The organism is Indolivaga alginatilytica (assembly GCF_003201355.1).
GTDB lineage: Bacteria > Bacteroidota > Bacteroidia > Bacteroidales > Dysgonomonadaceae > Dysgonomonas_A > Dysgonomonas_A alginatilytica.
In genome coordinates this window covers 1-21613 of sequence record NZ_QICL01000048.1, presented here as the reverse complement: position 1 = coordinate 21613, position 21613 = coordinate 1, and the positions used below count along the sequence as shown (strand labels likewise).

The following is a 21613-nucleotide window of genomic DNA, read 5'->3' as shown; positions in this document are numbered from 1 at the left end:
TCTTTAAGTATGGACTAGACAATATAGCACAATGGTTGTTAAACCCTTATTGTCAGATAAATACAAATCCTATAAAATTTTTGTCATGTACTTAGAATTCAGTTACTATTAACACTACAAACCGTTACTTATCAACGACAAAAGCCATTATATTCCACAAACAAAAAAAAGGATGATTTTTGAGAATCATCCTTTTTTATCTTTTGATATTATATGTATTTAATTACATAATACCTTTTTCTCTTAGTTTTTGTTGCCATTTCCAAGCCGAAGCCATTGTATCCTCTATGGTTTCTTTAGCTGTCCAGCCTAATACGTTATTAGCTTTAGACGGCTCTGCCCATATTTTAACGATATCTCCTGCACGACGGTCAACTATCTTATAGTTTACTTTTGTTCCCGATACTTTTTCGAAAATATTGATAAGTTGCAATACCGAAACACCATTTCCTGTACCCAGATTAAAAATCTCAACTTTATCAGGAGATTTATCTTGCAACATTCTGTCTATTGCTACAACGTGAGCTTTAGCCAAGTCGACTACATTGATAAAATCGCGAACGCATGAACCGTCAGGAGTATCATAATCGTCTCCGAATACACTCAGTTCTTTACGAATACCCATAGCAGCTTGAGTAATAAAAGGAACCAGATTTTGAGGAACTCCATTAGGAAGCTCACCAAGTTCAGCAGTCGGATGTGCTCCTACGGGATTGAAATAACGTAATATTATACTTTTGATATTGGCTCCGGAAGTTACAAAGTCCTGAATAATCTCTTCATTGATCTGTTTTGTATTTCCATAAGGAGAAGCAGCAGGTTTAATAGGTGCTGTTTCGTCAATAGGATTTACATCAGGCTCACCATAAACAGTACATGAAGAAGAGAACACTATCCCTTTCACATTAAACTCGGGCATCAATTCCAATAGATTAATCAGTGACACCAGATTGTTTTTATAATAAAGAAGTGGTTTTTGCACAGATTCGCCTACAGCTTTACTCGCAGCAAAATGGATTATTCCACTAATCGGAGAATATTTTGCGAACACTTTACGCAAGGCTTCCTCATCATTGCAATCTATTTTTTCGAATGCCGGACGAGTTCCTGTTATGCGCTCAATGCCATCAATACTATCAGCAGTCGAATTTGATAAATTATCTACAATAACAACTTCATAACCTGCATTTTGTAGTTCAACAGCAGTATGCGAACCAATGTAGCCGGTTCCGCCTGTCACTAAAATCTTTTTTTTCATAGCTATTTCAATATTGTAATTTAATTCCGTTTCATTTGTATATGAGGAATATCGTCTTCCAGATAAGGCTCTGTGGTTTGTATAAAACCATGATACTCATAAAATGCTTTTAGATACAACTGACCCGATATAGTTATCTTTGTCTCATTAAGCAGAGATTCTTCCAACTCTATCGCCTTCTCCATTAATTGGTGTCCGTAACCATATTTTCGAAAATCCCTAGCAACAATAACTCTCCCAATGGATGCTTCTTCAAAATAATCGCCTCGTTTAAACAATCGGCAATAAGCCACCAGCGTTTCGCCTATATACCCTTGCAGATGCAAAGCTTTGTAATCTTTATTGTCCACATCTAAATAAGGGCAATTTTGCTCTACCACAAACACATCAGCCCGTAAGTGGAGTAATTTGTATAATTTATAAATGTCTAAATCTTCAAAACGGTCTATTTGCCATCTTATTGTATCTGTCATTCTCGTCGTCTTATCCATACATTAAGGCTCAAACCTTTCCATTGTGTTTAAATACAAAAATACAGTTTTTTTTGCTGTCTCAGAAATATAATTGATGCGATATTCGGCTTCATAAAAAAAACGTATCTTTGCCTTAATTTTTATAATAAAATGCCCGAAAAAGAAACTCAATTTACATTCTCTAAAAATGAGAGGCTATATGCCGAAAAAAGAATTGAATCTCTTTTTGCAGGTGGAGCTTCTTTCATAGCATACCCACTGAGGGTTGTATATATAACTCGCGAAACTGAGTCGGAAAGCGAATTGCCCACAGTTTCTATATTAACCAGCGTTTCTAAAAAACGATTCAAACGAGCAGTAAAAAGAAATCGGGTAAAACGCTTGATAAGAGAAGCTTACAGATTTAATAAAAAAGAACTGATTGATTTTGCGACACAATCGAGCAAGTCATACGATATTGCATTTCTTTATTTAAAAAGTGAATTGCCCACTTATGCCGAAATAGAGAAAGCAATACTTAAGACAATAAATACATTGAACGGTAAATATCAACCGGAAACAAAAAGTGAGAATAATTCGTAAAATATTATCCTATCTAGTGCTTATACCGATATACTTTTATCGATATTGTATTTCTCCGCTCAAACCGCCCACTTGCCGCTATACACCTACTTGCTCGGAATATGCAGTACAAGCCGTCAAAAAACATGGTCCCGTTAAAGGAACATGGCTTGCTATGAAACGGATATCGCGTTGCCATCCGTGGGGAGGGCATGGATACGACCCCGTTCCCTGATTTCAAACGTGAAATAAATCGAACGAATCGGTGGCTTTCTTTATTAATTCTCTCGTAACGCTATCCACTTTTCCAAACAATTCGGTCTCAGCAAATACCCGATCTTTCTTCTTCACCCTTTTCCACATACCGATAATCTGTCCGTCTTTAACTACAACAGGTTTAAATATCCCATTCTTAGAGATTACCTTCCTATAATGTTCATCCAATATGATATGTTCTCTGTTTTTATAGCTCACAACAAACTCATCCCAAGCAGGTAGTAAGAAAACAGATTCACGACTATCTTTCAATTCCTTAAATGAATTATTGATCCAGTACTCCAAAGAATCTATTTTTTCGACAACAAAGTCGGGCTTTATCATTTCCATAGCCTTTCTGGCATCGGATACCGCCAATCCTGACCACCACACAAAATCCTGTAAGGTTGCAGGAGCATGGCTTGTGAAATACTTACGAGCCAATCTTTCTAATGCTATATTTTTATCAAAAACTTCAGTCTTAGGAATCCTTTCCTCCAACAAACGGTATGTCTGCTTACCTCCTTTTATATTACCACTACAAACTACCCCATCCAATTCTGCATGAAACATAATATGATTCAGCTTGTAACTCTCCATTTCATGCCCTTCAGCCCTTAACATTTCGCCCAGTTCCTGACGAGTTAAATGTCCATTTTCACTTAACACCTTAGCAATAAAGACATTCATCCCCTCAACTATCTTATCCGTTAATCCTAAAATCTTATCCGGTGATCTCAATGCTAATTTAACTCTGGGAGACGATAAAGCAAGCATCCAATGAATATCTGTGGCTGCAACCAGATGCCATGTAGGACGTAAAATATGCGTTCTTACAATCAACCCTTTATTTATTGCATCCTCCACCGATTTATTAGTCAAAGCAGGTAAGCGAACTCCAAGAGCCCATTTTGTCATATTGAAATCTTGCGCCTGAACCGCACCCATCCACGACACTACCTCCTGAGCAGTTTTAAGATCAGACCCCATCAACAATTGATTGTTAAGCCTAAGTTTAGCGATAAACGATGTATCCATTCTCTATATTTGTTTTATATAAATTCTATTAAACAACAAAAAAAGGTCTGAAACCTTAGAAATAAAAAACTTCTCCTCCATCAGAGGCGGTGAATCGACGTAACAAAGATTGCATATAATCAACAGCCTCAGGCAATCTTTCCTGCCCATCATAACCGTTGATAATAGCTAAAAAATGAGTTGTTCCTAAATCTAATTTAGTACGCTCATTATCACTCGTTGGCGTCCCTACCCCTCCTCGGGCATCCCGGTAAACGGGTAAGCCTTCGATGTTCAACATTCCCCGACCTATCGCTTCGTAAGGCTCATCTGCAATACCAACACCCAGAGTCAATACATTACCTTCTATTTTATCAGCATCAAAACCACCGATGGAGTATCCTGTACGTATAGATACCAAGTTAATCAGATCTACCAAAGTATCAATCTGATAAAGAGGCAAATCTCGCAATATACGCCGCCCCAAAGCTTCCGACGAGGGACGATAACGGTTCGGATCTTTCCCCAATCGCTTATAAGCATTACGTGTAGCCTCTATTGCAGGTATTTTCTTTACATTATCAATTTGGTAAGTGATTCTGTATTCTTCGATACAAGCATCAATCTCTTTCCAAAGCTCCTCACTATGGGCCGTATTTTGTACCGTTGCTAAAATAGCCACTCCCGCAAATTCGGGGCAATGAATTCTTATATCTTCCGATACTTTAATTGTAAACATAATCCATTAAATCTAGAATTGTAACAGCTTTTCTTAAATCCACACAGTTTGGTTACAAAAAAATCATTTTGTGTGTTTTCGCTACTTTTACAACAAACTGATAATCAATACACAAAAATCAAAAAGGTTACAAAGGTAACAAAAGTGACACTTTTTACATTGTTTCTTGTACTGTTTCCTTTTCTCGTGTCACTTTTATATAATCCATTGATTTTATTATAGATAAATAATGTCAGTGACTTTTTCAGAAGAAGGGACAAAACACGCCCCTACTCTTTACTTCGGACAACTGCAAGACAATATCCAGACGAAAGTAACAAAAGGTCTGTACTCCCACAAATTTAAGTTTTTAGAGAATATGTAGAGTCTAAAAACTTAGTTTATATAAAATTTTGATGTTTTTTTGGTGCAATCTGAAAGTTTTGGCTAACTTGCAAAGCTTAGAATTCTTAATTATTTTATGGACTTATATGACATACACACCCACGACGCTCCTTCTCCGAACTCGGATGATGACGAGAGTCTGAGGCAAAACATTTCTTATATTGTAAATGTGTACCCTCTTGGTTTTGAATACGCCAAAGATAACGAAAACTATCCTTGGTTTTCCTGCGGAATACATCCCTGGTATTCGGAAGATGCAGAACCCCAACTTAAATTTTTGAAAGAAATTGCAGGCGATCCCCGCATTGTAGCCATCGGAGAGGCCGGATTAGACAAACTCAAAGGTCCCGACTTGAAAATTCAACAAACTATATTTGAACAACAAGTTCAATTATCGGAGCAGCTGCAAAAACCACTGATTATTCATTGCGTTAAAGCTTGGGAAGAATTGCTACATATCAAAAAACTGTACAAACCACGCCAACCATGGATTATTCATGGATATAAAGGCAAAGTGGAACTTGCAAAACAACTTCTATCACATGGGTTTCTCTTTTCGATAAATGAGCGTTTTAATGATGATGCCATTCGGGAAATACCATTAGACAGATTATTTTGCGAAACAGACATTTCTGAAACATCTATCGAAGATATTTACAATGAGGTAGCAAAGACATTGGATATATCCGTAGACGTATTGGCTTCGCAAATAGCGGAAAACGTAAAAAAAACATTTCCATTGCTAAGTATCTCCTAATATCTGACAATTTTAAATTATCGCATAGAAAAAGTATTATCCGAAACGGGTGATACTTTTTTGTTGATCATTCTCAACAGAAATCATTACTTTTACCAGCCAAAATAAAAAAACCGAATGGAAACAGATAATCTGATAGAAATCAGAAATGCGGTTCCGCGCATCAACACATTAGCATTTACCCAACCCATCAATTGGGCTGTAAACAACAGCCAACACTGGGCTATTGTGGGTCCTAACGGAGCAGGCAAGACTTTACTTATTGATATCCTGCTTGGCAAGCACGCTCTGAAATCGGGAGAGATTATCAGTAAAAACAATATCAGCATAAATACAATTGTAAAATGTGTTGCTTTCCGCGACATTTACAGCCTTGTAGATATACAAAACAGCTACTATCAACAACGCTGGAATGCAGGAGACGAGCATGAAGTTCCCATAGTGAGAGACCTTTTCTCGAAAGGAGAAAAAGAATGGGTAGAGATGCTTATTGATGCATTCAAGATCGAAGATCTGGTAGAGAAACCAATCAACTTACTTTCGAGTGGAGAACTTCGAAAAACCTTGATTGTAAGATCACTTTTATCGAAACCACAAATTCTTATTCTTGATAATCCTTTTATAGGGCTGGATGCTAAATCGAGAGTTGTTCTAAATGATCTTTTGACCAAATTATCGCTTTTGGAGAATCTGCAAATAGTTCTGATTCTTTCGCATCCCAAAGACTTACCTTCCATCATCACACATATCTTACCCGTAAAGGACAAATCGTTATTACCCGTTATCAGCAGAGACGAATTTGTGAATGACTTAAGCCTGCAAAAAAGTTTATTCAATAGAGAAACGAATGCAGATATATCCAAACTTTTAAACAATCAAACAACAGATCAATTCTCATTTGGAGATGCACTTCTATTCAAAAACATACATATAAAATACGGTACACGTACTATATTAAAGGATCTCGATTGGCAGGTAAAGCATGGCGAAAAATGGGCTTTGCTTGGAGAAAACGGCTCGGGCAAATCGACACTCCTAAGTTTGGTTTCAGGAGATAACCCGCAAGCTTATGCCAATGACATCACTTTGTTTGATCGCAAACGTGGGTCAGGAGAAAGCATTTGGGACATAAAGAAACACATCGGATACGTTTCGCCCGAAATGCACCTCTACTATTTAAAGAATGTACGTTGTATAGATGTTGTTGGGTCGGGATTTTTCGACACCATAGGTCTTTACAAAAAATGTAGTGAAGAACAAGAAGTCATCGCATTGGAATGGATGAAAATATTTGGTATCGATAACATCAAAGATGTATCGTTTCTTAATATTTCAACAGGAGAACAACGTCTCGTATTATTAGCACGTGTTTTCGTTAAGAATCCCGATCTTTTGATTCTTGATGAACCTTTACACGGATTAGATGTTGCTAATAAACATCGTATCAAGAAAATTATAGAAGATTTCTGCACTGATGACAAAGCATTGATATATGTAACTCATTATGAAGATGAAATACCCGATGTTGTAACTCAAAGAATGGTATTAACTAAACGCAATTAATTAATAAACAGGTCTGAGACCTTAAATTCAATAATCAAATGAAAAGAATTAAAATTTCGATCCTATTCGCTCTTCTCGCAAGTATACTATCAGTAAATGCTCAAGGTGTTATCGGTAAATGGAAAACTTTCGATGATGAAACAGGTGATGCTAAATCTATTGTTGAGATCACTGAAAAAGACGGTAAAATTTATGGAAAAATAGTAGAGATACTCAATCCTGCCAAAAAGGATGCTAAATGTACCAGTTGTCCCGATACCGACAAAGGTAAACCCGTTCTTGGACTATATATCATAAAAGGTTTATCGAAAGACGGTAAAGAATATTCTAACGGTAAAATTTTAGATCCGACCTCAGGAAAGTTATATAAATGTACCATCGCGCTTGACGGAAACGACAAGTTAAAGGTCAGAGGTTATGTAGGCATTTCTGCTTTTGGAAGAAATCAAATCTGGACAAGGGTTAAATAAGACCTTATAAAATCACAGACCTTTTTTAGACTTAAATTTACCTAAGTAATAAGAAGGCCTGTGATCTTAACTACAATTTAGAAATAAACGTTTCGGCTATTTCTGTTTTTTATGTAAGTTTGTGGCGATGAAAAGAATCGCTTTTATTATTCTATATATATGTGCGTCTGTGCTTGTAATTCAGGCACAGGAACCTCGTTTTATCTTCGATAACGACAGCACAAAAACAGAGGCTCCGGCTCCACAAAGAGCTTCAAATAGTAAGACTCCATCGGTCAACCTCGATTCTTTAAATAAGGTTCCACCTGCTGTTCCGGCTTGGAACATCGACCCTCGTTTGGGAGAACGTATACCTATCCCTATGGATACTATGTTATATGGCTTCCATAGAGAAAGTTTGGTTGAAGGTCAAGGATTGGCAATCGGATATCTTGGAAACTGGGGATCACCGGCTTATTCTAAGCTTTTTATTGAGCAGGACGATGCTTCTCTCTTTCAGTTTCTGGATCCTTATAAATTCTATTACAAGACACCCGGTAATCAACGCTTTCTGAGTACCAAGCAGCCCTACTCCAACATTATGTATCAATCGGGAGGAAGCCGCCAGAGTAAAGAGGAAAGATTTACAGGTGAAATTTCAATTAGCTTTGATAAACATCTTACCGTCGGTTTTGATATTGATTATGTTTACTCCAGAGGTTTTTACCAATATAATCCCGATAAACAAATCAACTACGATTTTTATGCGGCATATGTCAGCGATAAATACCAGATGCATGCATTTGTTGCTAATAATAACTTCACTCATTCCGAAAATGGAGGTATATTATACGATGGATACCTCAATGGTACAGATCCCGATAATGTAGGAAAAGATAATACACTCAGCTTTCAGACTCATCTTTCTGAAACTTGGAATTACTTGAGAGGAAAACACCTGTACATGACCAATAAATATAATCTGGGATATGAAAAGGAAGGCACCGAGAAATTTATTCCTGTTGCCAGTGTTATTCTAACCAACAGCTACACCGATCAACGCCGTAGATTCTATAGCAGGAATGTTGAAGCATTGGACGAATTTTATAATTATACGCCGCCGTCAATAAATACGGCTAGTGCACCTGTAAACGACCAGATGGCATATTATTCATTTAAGAATACCCTCGCTGTTTCTCTTAATGAAGGTTTTAGAGATTGGGTAAAATTCGGGCTAACAGCTTTTATTGAACAAGACATGAGAATATTCCGTATGCCGGGTGAAAATTTCAGATGGATTACAACAAATGATCACTCTCAAAAGGCGACATTTATTGGAGGTGTCCTCTCTAAAGAAAAAGGTGAGTTCTTAAGATATAATCTCTATGCTGACTTAGGAGTATTCGGTTATAATGCTGGAGAATATAAATTAAAAGCTGATATTAGTACCACTATTAATATTAAAGGGCAAAAAGCAATAGTAAAGGCCAACGGATATATAAAAAGTCTGGTACCCCAATTTTTCCAACAGGATTTCTCTTCCAAATATCATAACTGGAAAAATAATGATTTTAGTGATACCCGACGAGTATTTGTAGGAGGAGAAATCTATATACCTCATACGGAAACACGATTAAGTGGAGGGGTGGAAAATATTAAAAACTATATTTATTATAAAAAAACAGACCTAAGTGTTGCCAATGCCCAATATATACATCAAGAAGGGGAAAATATACAAGTAATTTCTCTTCGTCTTGACCAGAATTTACACTACGGAATTTTACATTGGGACAATCAGGTATCTTTCCAAACCAGTACCAACACTGATGTTATTCCCGTTCCAAAATTGAGTCTATATACAAATTTATATATCAAAGCAAAATTAGCAAAAGTACTAACCATGCAACTGGGTGTAGATGCACATTATCACACTAAATACTACGCACTTGGATACGATCCGGCTTTGGGACAGTTTGTCAATCAAACAGACAAGGAAGTTGGTAATTTTCCTTTTTCTACCGTCTATGCTAATTTTCACTTAAAAAAGACCAGATTCTTTGTGATGATGTATAATGTGGCAAAAGATTTCGGAGACTCCAATTATTTCACAGTACCTACTTATCCTGTAAACCCTATGATTTTTAAATTCGGATTATCTTGGAACTTTAACAATTGATATGATATAGATCAATGAAACAAAAGAAACTGGTCGGCATAGTTTTGACATTGACAATAGTAATAGCTATTATTGTTTATATCATGATGCACTATCTAAATACTCCTGTTCATCGTGATTATATTGAGGTAGAAAAAAGTGGCACCTTGCATATTGTAACCGACCTCAATCCCATAGGTTATTTTGTATCATCCGATACGGTTGCCGGATACAATTATGAATTGCTTCAAGCCTTACAGCAATATACGAATATTAACTTCGAGGTATCTGTGGAGAATAGTTTAGAAAAAAGCTTTGAAGGATTGAAAACCGGAAAATATGATCTAGTCGCACGTAATATCCCTGTTAATTCGAGCCTCCGCAATGAGTACAGCTTCACAGAGGCTATTGTAAACAACCGATTGGTATTAGTACAGCGGAAAGGAGAATTTAACAATGGTATTGAGCCTATTAGAAATCATCTTGATTTAGGAAAAAAGACTCTGCATGTAGCTGCCGGCTCCCCAAACATACTCCGGTTACAAAACCTGTCACATGAAATTGGCGATACAATATTTATTGTTGAAGATGATACCTATCAAGCCAATCAACTAGCCTTAATGGTGGCAGCAGGCGAAATAGATTATACGGTATGCGATATAAAAACAGCCGAAAGCTTAATAGCCAAAACACCGGAACTTGATATTAAAACAGATATTGGTTTTACCCATTTCGAAGCTTGGGCGGTAAGAGCCAACTCCCCTATCCTGCTTGATTCCCTAAATGTATGGATTAATCGGTTTAAAGCGACCGAAGAATACAGTAAGATACTTAAAAAATACTATAAATAAACAAGATACACTTACATTATAGAGGTGCACTATATACACCCTTATGCTAAAATAGCAATAACAAACCATTCTTCACTCATAAAAAACAGCTTTCTTAACTATCCGAGCATAATATATAAAGAAAAATGATTAAAAATGCAAAGTAGACTTTGCAATAAGACAAAAAAAAATTACCTTCGTAGAATTAATAGGTAGATTGTGGAATCCTTTTTCAGAACGCATAAATATTTAGTAGAGCACTTGGGCAGCACTGTCGAAAGACGTTTGATGGACGAGATCAATTGGAATGATCGTCTTATAGCTGTCAAAGGAACAAGAGGTGTCGGTAAAACCACGTTTTTATTGCAGTATGCAAAAAAATTCAGTGATTTAGATGGACGGGATTGTTTATATATCAATATGAATAATTTTTCATTCACATGTCGTACAATATACGACTTTGCCGAAGAATTTTGTTTTAAAGGAGGAAAAACCCTTCTGATCGATCAGGTATTTAAATACCCAAACTGGGCAAGCGAACTGAGATCATGCTATGATAAATTTCCCGAGCTAAAAATAGTCTTTACTTGTTCGACAGTTATGCAATTGGATGAAAATCCGGAAATTGCTTCTATTGTGCGTCATTACAACCTAAGAGGCTTTTCGTTTCGCGAATTTTTGAATATTATCACCGACAGTAAACTTGAGCCGGTTTCTTTACCGGATATTATAACCAAGCATAAAGAAATAGCTGCGGAGATTTGCTCCAAAGTAAAACCCCTCGCCTATTTCAGAGATTATATTCACCATGGATATTATCCCTTCTTCTTGGAAAAACGGAATTTCTCGGAGAATCTGCTCAAGACCATTAATATGATGCTTGAGATAGATGTACTCTCAATTAAACAAATAGAACAATCGTATCTTCCTAAATTAAGGAAATTACTATATCTGTTGTCACTCACATCACCGGGGAAACCCAATATAAGCCAACTGAGTGTCGATTGCGAAATCTCACGTGCTACTGTTACCAATTATCTGGATTATCTGAAAAGTGGTCGTCTGATAAATTTACTTTACAGAGAAGGTGAGGAATTTCCCAAGAAACCCGATTTGGTATACATGCACAATACTAATCTTATTTTTGCAATGAAACCCGGAGTTGCCAACGATCAGACATTGAGAGAAACCTTTTTCTACAATCAACTGCATCACAATAACTCGAAATTAAAAAAAGGCAGTAAAGCCGGAATCTTCCTTGTAGAAGATGATAATGACAAATATATATTTAAAGTAGATAATTTAAGAACAAAGGGAAACAAAAAGTCCGATATCTATAATACAGCAGAAATGATGGAAATAGGCGAAGGAAATACAATTCCATTATGGCTTTTTGGCTTTCTATATTAATAATAAAGAAAGTATTGTAATCAAATAAAGTTAAGGATTTAAGCACTAAGGTATTTTGATTAATAAATCTAATCCATTCTTTTTTATGCTTCGTCCTCTTATTTTAAAAGTTCGATAAACAACTAAATAATCAACTATTACAGAGTATGGCAAAAGAGAAAAAATTTTTAACCTGTGATGGTAATCAAGCTGCAGCTCATATATCTTATATGTTCAGTGAAGTAGCTTCGATCTATCCTATCACACCATCATCAACAATGGCAGAGTATGTTGATGAGTGGGCTGCTGCCGGACGCAAAAACATTTTCGGCGAAATAATAAAAGTGCAAGAAATGCAATCTGAAGCCGGTGCTGCCGGTGCTCTTCACGGATCGCTTCAGGCTGGTGCAATGACTACGACATACACTGCGTCGCAAGGTCTTTTATTGATGATACCTAACATGTACAAAATTGCAGGGGAACTTCTTCCTTGTGTATTCCATGTTTCGGCTCGTGCATTAGCTGCACAGGCCTTATCTATCTTTGGTGACCACCAAGACGTAATGGCTGCCCGCCAGACAGGTTTTGCGATGTTCTTCTCAGGATCAGTACAAGAGGTTATGGATCTTTCCGCTGTACCTCACTTGGCAACAATAGAGTCTCGTATACCATTCATGAATATATTTGACGGATTCCGTACATCTCACGAAATCCAAAAAGTAGAATTAATGAATCAAGAGGAACTTATTCCACTTATTGATCAAAAAGGTCTTAAAGAATTTCGCAACAGAGCATTGAATCCTGAAAATCCGGTAACTCGCGGTACCGCTCAGAATGATGATATTTACTTCCAATCTCGTGAAGCATCTAATCCATTCTACGACAAAGTACCGGGTATCGTTGAAAAATATCTGGAAGAAATCTATAAAATAACAGGTCGTAAATACGGTTTATTTGATTACTATGGTGCAGAAGATGCTGACAGAGTAATTATCGCTATGGGATCGGTTACCGAAGCAATTAAAGAAACTATTGATTTCTTGAATGCCAAAGGTGAAAAAACAGGTCTTGTATCAGTTCACTTGTACCGTCCGTTTAAGGCTGAGGCATTTATGGCTCTTGTTCCTAAAACAGCAAAAAGAATTGCAGTTCTTGACCGTACAAAAGAACCGGGAGCACCGGGACAACCACTTTACCTTGACGTTAAAGATTGTTTCTACGGAACAGAAGACGCTCCGACTATCGTTGGAGGTATCTACGGTCTTTCTTCTAAAGATACTACTCCTTCTCAAATTATGTCTGTTTACGAAAACTTAGCCATGAAATTGCCTAAGAACGACTTTACTGTGGGTATCGTAGACGACGTAACATTCAAATCTCTTCCGATGAAAGAAGAAGTTTCGGTAGATGACAACAACTACGAAGCTAAATTCTACGGACTTGGTTCTGATGGTACAGTAGGAGCAAACAAGAATACAGTTAAAATTATCGGTGAAAATACTGATAAATACTGTCAGGCATATTTTGCTTACGACTCTAAAAAATCAGGAGGTTTCACCGCTTCTCACCTTCGATTCGGAGATAAACCTATCCGCTCAACCTATTTGGTAAATACACCGAATTTCGTTGCATGTCACGTACCTGCTTACCTTCATCTTTATGATGTAACCAAAGGTTTGAAAAAGAATGGAACTTTCCTTCTTAACTCGGTATGGGATAAGGACGAAGTAGGAAATTATCTTCCTGATAATGTAAAAAAATATTTAGCCGTTAATAACATCAATTTCTACATTATCAATGCAACTAAAATTGCAACAGAGATTGGTCTTGGCGGACGTACAAATACAATTCTTCAATCGGCATTCTTCAAGATATCAGGTGTAGTACCTTATGATCTTGCTGTAGAGCAAATGAAGAAATTCATCGTTAAATCTTACGGACGTAAGGGAGAAGACGTTATCAAGAAGAACAACGCAGCTGTTGACCGTGGTATCGAACTTGAAAAAGTGGAGATTCCGGCAGAATGGGCTAACATTACAGTTGGTGCTCAGGCAGCAGAAGATGATGCTCCTGACTTTATCAAAAACGTGGTTCGTCCTGTTAATGCTCAACGTGGTTACGATCTTCCTGTATCAGTATTTAAAGGCCGTGAAGACGGAACATGGGATAATGGTACTACCGAATACGAAAAACGTGGTGTAGCAGCATTTGTTCCGGTATGGCATATGGATAATTGCATCCAATGTAACCAATGTGCATACGTTTGTCCTCACGCAACAATACGTCCTTTCGTATTAGATGCTAATGAACAAGCTCATTCTCCGGAAAGTGCATCTTTACTTAAAGCTCAGGGAAAGCAATTCGACGGTATGGGATTCCGTATCCAAGTAGACGTTTTAGACTGTCTTGGTTGTGGTAACTGTGTTGACGTTTGTCCTGGAAAAAAAGGTCAAAGTGCTCTTGAGATGGTAGAAATCGGCACTCAATATCCGGAACAAAACAATTGGGACTTTATGGTTAAAAATGTAACCAGCAAAGCTCATTTAGTAGACATCAAACAAAATGTGAAGAACTCACAGTTTGCAACTCCATTGTTTGAGTTCTCAGGTGCATGTTCAGGTTGTGGAGAAACTCCGTATATCAAACTTGTAACTCAATTGTATGGTGACAGAATGTTGATTGCTAATGCAACAGGTTGTACATCTATCTATGGTGGATCAGCTCCTTCTACTCCATACAGAAAGAATGAAGAAGGTAAAGGTCCGGCTTGGGCAAACTCTTTATTTGAAGACAATGCTGAGTTTGGTCTTGGATATGCTTTAGCAAACATCACTATGCGTGACAGAATCGAAAGGTTAATGAAGCAAGCTATATCGATGGCTGAAACTTCAGAAAACACCAAGACTGTATTCCAAGCATGGATTGATAATAAGTACGAAGCTGAAAAAACCAAAGAACTACATCCTCAAATACTAGCTATTCTAGAAGCCGGTGCCGACAAATGTGAAATCTGCAAAGAATTGTTGTCATTGAAACAATATATCATCAAACGTTCAATCTGGATCTTCGGTGGTGACGGATGGGCATATGATATCGGTTTCGGTGGACTTGACCACGTAATTGCCTCCGGAGAAGATGTAAATATCCTCGTACTTGATACTGAGGTTTACTCAAATACAGGTGGACAATCTTCGAAATCAACTCCGGTTGCTGCTGTTGCTAAATTTGCTGCTGCAGGTAAAAAGATTCGTAAGAAAGACCTTGGAATGATTGCAACTACTTATGGCTATGTATACGTTGCTCAGGTGGCGATGGGTGCAAATCAAATGCAATGTTTGAAAGCATTTAAAGAAGCTGAAGAATACAAAGGACCTTCACTTATTATCGCATATTCTCCATGTATCAGTCACGGACTACGCAAGGGTATGGGACAAGCTCAAGACGAAGAGAAATCAGCTGTAGAATGCGGATACTGGCACTTGTGGCGTTACAATCCAATGTTGGAAGAAGAAGGCAAGAACCCATTCACGATGGATAGTAAAGATCCGGACTGGAGCAAGTTCCAAGCATTCCTTGGAGACGAGGTTCGTTATACTTCACTTCAAAAATCGAATCCAACAGAAGCGACTAGCCTTTATGAAGCTGCTCAAAGCAATGCAACATGGCGCTGGAAAAGCTACAAACGCTTAGCTGCAGGAACATTCGATACTTTTAACGAAGCAAAGAATCTTGCTGAATAAAAGAGTTTAGAGATTCTCTAATATAAAAAAGGATATCCAATTAGGATATCCTTTTTTATTGACCAATAAAGCCATATGATTTACAATAGAGTCTCAATATATAATCGAAAAAATACTAAGATAATTCAAGGGGAAAATTCATTATATAAAAGCTCGAGAAACAAAAAGAGCAGGTAATCAAACTACCTGCTCTTTCATTATTATATTATATAGATTATTTATTCTTAAATAGCACTTCTACGTCTTCTTAGTAGTAGAAATGAAGCATAAGCTATTCCGGCTGCTATAATTGGCAATATGGCATCTCCAACAGGCGAGCCGACCCAGCCTCCGCCTCCCCATTCGCCACCTCCGTCACCAGGTCCACCATCTTCACCTCCGGGAGCCTTTAGGCTAGGAGCTTCAGCATGCACTTCATTTACGGCAATATTATCCTTATAATAAGAATCTGACGGCAATAAATCCTGAGCATTCAAACCAACGCTGACACAGAACAATATACCTGATATTATAAAACTTAAATACTTTCTCATTTTACCAAAAATTTAGCAGCATATGATCTATTTCCGACAACTTTTACAACATAAGCACCGGCAAAGAATACTTTATTTATTTCTACAGAAGTTCCATCGACTTTAGCTTGAGCAATTCTTCGTCCCTGAATATCGAATACAGAAATTAAACTTCCAAAATCTGAATCCTCAAAACCTGCAACAGTTAATACTCCGTTAGCATAGTAAGAAGTTATATTTTTAGATTCCGATGTGTTACCTCCGTCTTCAATACCTGATGTATTGGATGATTCAAATGTAAATCTGACAGTGAAACGATCCACAGGATCAGTTGGAGTAGAAGCTACCGTATAGGCTTTACCTCCGAATAAATCGAACTCTTTGTTTTTCACTTTGTCAATCAATGTTATTCCTAATACTCTATCAGCAGAAGCTAAGCGAGAAGCCTGCAAAGTTATATTTTGAGCTATCGAACTAGGCGTAACATACAATACAACAGACTCTGTTTCCGCAGATTTAGGAACCCCTAATACATTAGATTCCAAAGCAGCCCCTTGATCATCTCTTGTATACATGGTACTCATACCTGTTTGCCTAACAATTCCTTCAACCGTTTCTGAGGTTGTTGCAGTTTGACCGGTAGATATGAATGAAATCATTTTTTTAGTAGGAGCATATTCTGCATCCATCATTACTTCCTGAGGTGTTCTGATAACAATAGCAACTCGGTCGGATGCTTTTGTTTGTGCATCAGTTATATGAAATAGAAAATCATCTTTCTGCTCATACTTGTTGGTTGCAGATTCTGATCTCAAGAACAAAGCATTATTATCTATTCTTCTCTTACTCATAGGCAGAGTCAAACTCTTACCAACAGCATTGTTGTTCTTTTCATTCGCATATAGCACAAACATTTGGAGCGGAGCAATAATAAATTTACCTTTTGTCTCCCCCGTCCCCGGATCATACTCACCAAGTGTTGACCCCGTAGGCCCTACGGGTCTCATAACTCTATATTTTGCACTTACAGAAACCCATTTATTACCGGGTATCACACCGGTAAAACCGACATCATAAGTACCCGACCCTTTAGAACTAGGGTCCAATATCCAAACTCTATTAGCCAATACCCTGTCGTCATTAGTTGAATTACCTATTTTCAAACCTGTCCCCCACTCAGTAGAGAGTTCTCCATTATTCCCTGCATCTGCAATATCTTGAAGATCAAAAGGCACAGTAAAAGGATTCGAAAAATAATTATATCCTTTTACTAATGGTATTGTAACATCCGTACGATTCAAAATTTCCTTTGTATAAACATCGTCTGTAACTGTACCATTAAACTCACCCGAAGGCAATGCAACGGTATTCGTCGTAGTATACCTACGATCTTGAAATATATTAACTGACCTTCCAAAGAAAGGACCGAAACGGCTAAAGAAATATTTACCTTTATCTGCTGCAGTAGGGCCATTATCGTCAGCTACACCGGCACCACCACGGTCTTCAAAACGAATACCTTTAGCACTATAATCAGGGTGAATATCTTTATAGTCATTTCCGTTAGTACCTCTAAGATCCACACCAATCACAAAAGCTTTACCTGCTTTCAAGTTATATTTTGGATCTGTCATTGTATTACCGGGCATATTCTCACCAATTATACTTTCACCGGTAGGAACCATCAAAAAATTCCAGAAGAAATAATCCGCACGCATTTCCTGATAAGGACTTCCCATAGCAATAAGGCTACGACCAGTCTTTTCATTTGCAGTAGCAACAGCAGGATCATCCACAGCTAAATTAACCTGAACAGAGCCATAATAATCGTGTGGTCTTTTATTTGTTGCGTGATCCGCATTATTTGGCGTCCGTATATTACTTACAGTAGGATTAACAGCGGTTGAAGGTTTGATCATCATGAAATGTGCCAACATCGTAGAAGCCCCTGTACTATGTATAGAACCATCTGTAATAATATTTCCAAGAGTACCACTTGGATTAACATATTCAAAATCGCTTGCTATAGCTCTTCTTGAATCAAGAATCAGTCGTCCTTTATCCAAAGATAAGTTACGAGCCTGAGCAGCCAATTCGGGAACCAATGTTACATGCTTGTCATTATCAATAATTAAATCGGGGAAATTAATATAATTTGTACCTTTCAACTTTTGAGGATAGCCTTTAGCGATGTTCCCACCACCATAAATAAGACCGTCAGCCAATTTGATATATTGAGGCTTAGTTCCTCTAAAAACGAAACGAGCTGCAGCTTTTGGATAACTACTTTCATAAGCACCTTCCAGAAGTGTAAAAACATTACTAACAGCAGAAGGATAAGTTTTTGACGTCAGATTGATATCATGAATAAAATCTCCTGTAAGAACAGTTTGTGATCCCTCCAGGTAAATATTACAAGTCACCACATTTCCACCGAGATCAACCCCGCCACCTGCTATAAAGTCCCCATTAATATATAAAGTTGTATTGGAGGTCATTTTAGTATAATCCCCTTTTACCGACATCAAACCTTTATTATAAAGGAAAGTAGTCTGAGCAATTAACCCAAACGGCGCAAATCCAATACCTACAAGCAATAGTAGTCTTAGTTTCATACTTATTTTTTGTTCTATTTAATCCTTTTTAGTTCTTAACACTCTCTTTACCAAGCAGTAAAAACGAGCGTTTAAATAACACATGCACATCGAGAATTTATAACATTTAGAAACGATACGCAATAGAGTCCAGTATCTAGGCTTCAAAGATAAACATTTAGTTCTTATTTATCATACTCCCTTACAATTCTACATGACATTTAATATAATTTAACAATACGAAAATATATCAAAATGCACTAATTATGCGATAGATAGATGGTTTATCAAGCGAAAAAAAAGGGTGTGAACACAAAAAAAAAAGCGACAGTAAATAGATTGTTAAACACATAAGAACGTTAAATAAAAATGCATCCGAAAAGAAAAAAATTAGCAAAACAAGGCAAATAATAAGATAAAATTCAAATATCAACATTATGACTACTGTTAAAAAAAGTCGGCTCCCTGCATACTGCAAGAAGCCGACTTTATCACTTAGTTAGAAGACACTTACATCAATTCTTCTTAATCTTATGCATTGTCTCATTCTCAGAAGTTTTTATTTTAACAGCATATATTCCGGAGACTAAATCCTGCACAGAAACGCTATTGCCAACTATCGTAGTTATTTTTTTCACTAAACGACCTGCCATATCATAAATTTCAACGGCATCAACAGGCGTAGATATATTAAAATACAACAAATCAGTAACAGGATTAGGATATACACTTACAGCATTACTTACATCCAAGGGCAAATTAACAGTTTTCAATCCTACTGATCGCGACCATATATCACCTTCCGTAACCGACAAGGGCAAACGATCTATCATAACAGCCCCTACTGATCTTTCCACGACCTTCACCAGGTCGCCTTCTTTAACATAAGGCATTACAATATAGTTGCCCGCCTCAAACTCGAAAGGAATTTCACACTTATAAGTATAGTTATTTTTAGCAACTGCAATATCTGACAAGAAGACACCATCGAGATCGAACAGACCTATACTCGTCGAACTCTCCGATGCAGGAGCGTAGACTTGAAATTGTTGTTCTACAGCAACCTCAAACAGGTTGTTTTCTGCTGTTTTTAACTGTAGATTCTTCAATACATTCCCTTCGGAATACACAGCAACCGACCGCCCCCATATGTCTTCAGCTATCACTCTGACCGGAAGTTGATCTATCAAATGAGACTTATCAGCACGTGCCACAGGCACTCTAACCCCTGCCTCAACTATATAAGGCAATATAATATAATCGCCCTCATTGGTATTAGATGGCACCTGACATGTATATGTACTATTTTTTCTGGATAAATCTATTTGTCCTTTAAATATGCCTTGTGAACTAAACAAGCCTATTTTCACATCATCCTGATTATTTGCTTTGGCGTAGACCTTAAACGATTCATCAAGGTTTACACTATACACATTATCTGTAGCGGTTTTTAATTTCAGGTGATCCTGCAGAATTGCCTTTGCTCTAAGAACTTTAGCCATATACACCTGTGTTAAGTCAGGAAAAGCTAGATTCGTCATTTTACAGATAATGGAATCTTGAATATCAAAATCCAGAATAAATTTCCCATCCCCAGCACTAGGCAAAAATATTTCAGCCCCCATACTGTCATACCATTTATATGCCGTATAATATATATCAGACCACCCCTTAGTAATACTATATTCCTGACTTAAAAACCACACTACCCACTGAAACATCATCGTCAACAATAATAGCCTGAGGGCTATATTCATCACTAAGTCCATACCCAGGTATCGGCAATTCCGAAAACCTCAGACAATTATTGGAATAATCAAAAACCCTAGTACTATAATATGAGCGCACACTTATTTTTTTCAATTTATTATTTGAACAATTCAAATAAGCTAAGCCAGTATTATTTTCTAAATTCAAATCAACAAGTTCATTGTTAAAACAAAAAAGAGAGAACAGTTCTTTATTATTAGTCATATCCAAATTTTTTAACAAATTGTCAGAACAGTAAAGATAACTTAACTCAACGTTTTTAGAGACATCTAAATCAGTTAATCTATTAGATGAACAATCAAGCCTACTAAGGAATTCATTTTTTGAAACATCAAGATAAGAGATATCATTATTAGAGCATACCAATCCTTGCAAACGAGTATGCAAAGAAACATCTAAAGAAGATACTTGATTATTAGAACAATCTAAGAAAGTAATTTCTTTATGTTTAGAGATATCTAAGTTTGGTATTCTATTATTAGCATAAGCCAAAGACTTCAAGTATCGATTTTTCGAAATATCTAAACTTGTTAAGTTGTTATTTGAGCAAGTAATCGTTTGCAAGGAAGTATTCTTCGAGATATCCAAACTGGTGAATGGGTTATCAGAGCAATAAAACTCATTCAATAAAGTATTTTTCGAGATATCCAACTGAGTTAATCTGTTATTAATGCAATAAATTGTTTCCAAACGTGTATTAGTCGACACATCTAAATCTGTCAGCATATTATTGTCACAATAGAATCTAAACAATTTTGAAGCATTCAACAGGTTCAGGCTAACAAGCTCATTATAATTACAAGAGAGAGTACGAAGTTTTTGGTTTTTCGAAACATCAAGATGGGTTAATTTATTGTACGAACAATCCAAATTAACGATATTTATATTATGAGATACATCCAGAGAGGTCAATGAACCCTGGGTAATCGTCAATACCTCTAACAGAATATTTCCAGATAAATCTAAATTAGTAAACGAATGCTGAGAGACTTTAAATGTCCTCAAATTCTCATTATGAGACAAATCTAATTCTACCAGTTTATTATTATTGCAATAAAACTCAACTAAATTAAGAGCCTGTTTAAATTTATGAGAGAAAAGATAATAAAGGGTTTCCGTAATTAATCGGAAGGATGTTTCTTTGAAGTGACTAAACTCATAAGAAAT

17 protein-coding genes are annotated in these 21613 nt (G+C 36.8%); 9 read left to right on the top strand and 8 right to left on the bottom strand.

Going from position 1 to position 21613, the window contains the following annotated elements:
• Window positions 1-223: 223 nt before the first annotated feature.
• Window positions 224-1258, bottom strand: a complete 1035-nt coding sequence (galE, locus tag CLV62_RS20545; protein ID WP_110312646.1) for a UDP-glucose 4-epimerase GalE — start codon at window positions 1256-1258, stop codon at window positions 224-226.
• A 20-nt stretch (window positions 1259-1278) separates the two neighbouring features.
• Entirely contained in the window at window positions 1279-1749 is a 471-nt protein-coding gene (locus CLV62_RS20540) for a GNAT family N-acetyltransferase (RefSeq protein WP_245904156.1), read from the bottom strand.
• A 132-nt stretch (window positions 1750-1881) separates the two neighbouring features.
• Between CLV62_RS20540 and rnpA the strand changes: the two genes are divergently transcribed.
• Both rnpA and yidD read left to right on the top strand, forming a co-directional pair.
• Complete coding sequence (gene rnpA / locus CLV62_RS20535; RefSeq protein WP_110312645.1) at window positions 1882-2313, top strand: ribonuclease P protein component; 432 nt, start codon at window positions 1882-1884, stop codon at window positions 2311-2313.
• Window positions 2306-2527, top strand: a complete 222-nt coding sequence (gene yidD / locus CLV62_RS20530) for a membrane protein insertion efficiency factor YidD (protein ID WP_221409268.1) — start codon at window positions 2306-2308, stop codon at window positions 2525-2527. The genes rnpA and yidD overlap by 8 nt, the downstream gene beginning before the upstream one ends.
• 2 nt (window positions 2528-2529) lie before the next feature.
• Here yidD and CLV62_RS20525 read toward each other — a convergent pair whose 3' ends face one another.
• Window positions 2530-3585 (bottom strand): winged helix DNA-binding domain-containing protein, encoded by a 1056-nt coding sequence (locus tag CLV62_RS20525; protein WP_110312643.1) that lies wholly within the window; start codon window positions 3583-3585, stop codon window positions 2530-2532.
• A 55-nt stretch (window positions 3586-3640) separates the two neighbouring features.
• Window positions 3641-4303, bottom strand: a complete 663-nt coding sequence (locus tag CLV62_RS20520; protein WP_110312642.1) for a B3/B4 domain-containing protein — start codon at window positions 4301-4303, stop codon at window positions 3641-3643.
• A 460-nt stretch (window positions 4304-4763) separates the two neighbouring features.
• Between CLV62_RS20520 and CLV62_RS20515 the strand changes: the two genes are divergently transcribed.
• The 7 genes from CLV62_RS20515 (at window position 4764) to nifJ (ending at window position 15570) form a co-directional block, all read left to right on the top strand.
• On the top strand, window positions 4764-5444 hold the full coding sequence (locus CLV62_RS20515; RefSeq protein ID WP_110312641.1) for a TatD family hydrolase: 681 nt from the start codon (window positions 4764-4766) through the stop codon (window positions 5442-5444).
• A 117-nt stretch (window positions 5445-5561) separates the two neighbouring features.
• Window positions 5562-7007, top strand: a complete 1446-nt coding sequence (locus CLV62_RS20510) for an ATP-binding cassette domain-containing protein (RefSeq protein ID WP_110312640.1) — start codon at window positions 5562-5564, stop codon at window positions 7005-7007.
• A gap of 38 nt (window positions 7008-7045) precedes the next feature.
• Window positions 7046-7477, top strand: a complete 432-nt coding sequence (locus CLV62_RS20505; RefSeq protein ID WP_110312639.1) for a DUF2147 domain-containing protein — start codon at window positions 7046-7048, stop codon at window positions 7475-7477.
• 127 nt (window positions 7478-7604) lie between these two features.
• Window positions 7605-9632 carry a putative porin gene (locus CLV62_RS20500; RefSeq protein WP_110312638.1) on the top strand — a complete coding sequence of 676 codons (2028 nt, stop codon included), beginning with the start codon at window positions 7605-7607 and terminating at the stop codon, window positions 9630-9632.
• 14 nt (window positions 9633-9646) lie between these two features.
• The gene (locus CLV62_RS20495; protein WP_110312637.1) at window positions 9647-10462 is read left to right on the top strand and encodes a transporter substrate-binding domain-containing protein; all 816 of its coding nucleotides are present in this window, start codon (window positions 9647-9649) and stop codon (window positions 10460-10462) included.
• A gap of 198 nt (window positions 10463-10660) precedes the next feature.
• A complete protein-coding gene (locus tag CLV62_RS20490; protein ID WP_170120117.1) occupies window positions 10661-11851 on the top strand; it encodes an AAA family ATPase in 1191 nt (396 codons plus the stop codon).
• Window positions 11852-11997: 146 nt separating this feature from the next.
• The gene (gene nifJ, locus CLV62_RS20485; RefSeq protein WP_110312635.1) at window positions 11998-15570 is read left to right on the top strand and encodes a pyruvate:ferredoxin (flavodoxin) oxidoreductase; all 3573 of its coding nucleotides are present in this window, start codon (window positions 11998-12000) and stop codon (window positions 15568-15570) included.
• A 224-nt stretch (window positions 15571-15794) separates the two neighbouring features.
• Here the strand turns inward: nifJ and CLV62_RS20480 are convergent, their stop codons facing one another.
• The 4 genes from CLV62_RS20480 to CLV62_RS21840 all read right to left on the bottom strand — a co-directional run.
• On the bottom strand, window positions 15795-16103 hold the full coding sequence (locus CLV62_RS20480; protein WP_110312634.1) for a hypothetical protein: 309 nt from the start codon (window positions 16101-16103) through the stop codon (window positions 15795-15797).
• Entirely contained in the window at window positions 16100-18697 is a 2598-nt protein-coding gene (locus tag CLV62_RS20475; protein ID WP_110312633.1) for a T9SS type A sorting domain-containing protein, read from the bottom strand. The genes CLV62_RS20480 and CLV62_RS20475 overlap by 4 nt, the downstream gene beginning before the upstream one ends.
• A gap of 494 nt (window positions 18698-19191) precedes the next feature.
• Window positions 19192-20433: a T9SS type A sorting domain-containing protein gene (locus CLV62_RS20470; RefSeq protein WP_221409267.1), complete on the bottom strand. Its 1242-nt coding sequence runs from the start codon at window positions 20431-20433 to the stop codon at window positions 19192-19194.
• Window positions 20357-21613 (bottom strand): leucine-rich repeat domain-containing protein (locus tag CLV62_RS21840; RefSeq protein WP_394337219.1); only part of this gene is annotated, 1257 nt, incomplete at its 5' end. The genes CLV62_RS20470 and CLV62_RS21840, both read right to left, overlap by 77 nt.

Coding starts and splice junctions, on each gene's coding strand:
- CLV62_RS20475 (WP_110312633.1), bottom strand. CDS start 18,697: ATGAAACTAAGACTACTATTGCTTGTAGGTATTGGATTTGCGCCGTTT.
- CLV62_RS20525 (WP_110312643.1), bottom strand. CDS start 3,585: ATGGATACATCGTTTATCGCTAAACTTAGGCTTAACAATCAATTGTTG.
- CLV62_RS20470 (WP_221409267.1), bottom strand. CDS start 20,433: ATGAATATAGCCCTCAGGCTATTATTGTTGACGATGATGTTTCAGTGG.
- CLV62_RS20520 (WP_110312642.1), bottom strand. CDS start 4,303: ATGTTTACAATTAAAGTATCGGAAGATATAAGAATTCATTGCCCCGAA.
- CLV62_RS20515 (WP_110312641.1), top strand. CDS start 4,764: ATGGACTTATATGACATACACACCCACGACGCTCCTTCTCCGAACTCG.
- CLV62_RS20505 (WP_110312639.1), top strand. CDS start 7,046: ATGAAAAGAATTAAAATTTCGATCCTATTCGCTCTTCTCGCAAGTATA.
- CLV62_RS20500 (WP_110312638.1), top strand. CDS start 7,605: ATGAAAAGAATCGCTTTTATTATTCTATATATATGTGCGTCTGTGCTT.
- nifJ (WP_110312635.1), top strand. CDS start 11,998: ATGGCAAAAGAGAAAAAATTTTTAACCTGTGATGGTAATCAAGCTGCA.
- CLV62_RS20480 (WP_110312634.1), bottom strand. CDS start 16,103: ATGAGAAAGTATTTAAGTTTTATAATATCAGGTATATTGTTCTGTGTC.
- CLV62_RS20540 (WP_245904156.1), bottom strand. CDS start 1,749: ATGGATAAGACGACGAGAATGACAGATACAATAAGATGGCAAATAGAC.
- CLV62_RS20495 (WP_110312637.1), top strand. CDS start 9,647: ATGAAACAAAAGAAACTGGTCGGCATAGTTTTGACATTGACAATAGTA.
- rnpA (WP_110312645.1), top strand. CDS start 1,882: ATGCCCGAAAAAGAAACTCAATTTACATTCTCTAAAAATGAGAGGCTA.
- CLV62_RS20510 (WP_110312640.1), top strand. CDS start 5,562: ATGGAAACAGATAATCTGATAGAAATCAGAAATGCGGTTCCGCGCATC.
- galE (WP_110312646.1), bottom strand. CDS start 1,258: ATGAAAAAAAAGATTTTAGTGACAGGCGGAACCGGCTACATTGGTTCG.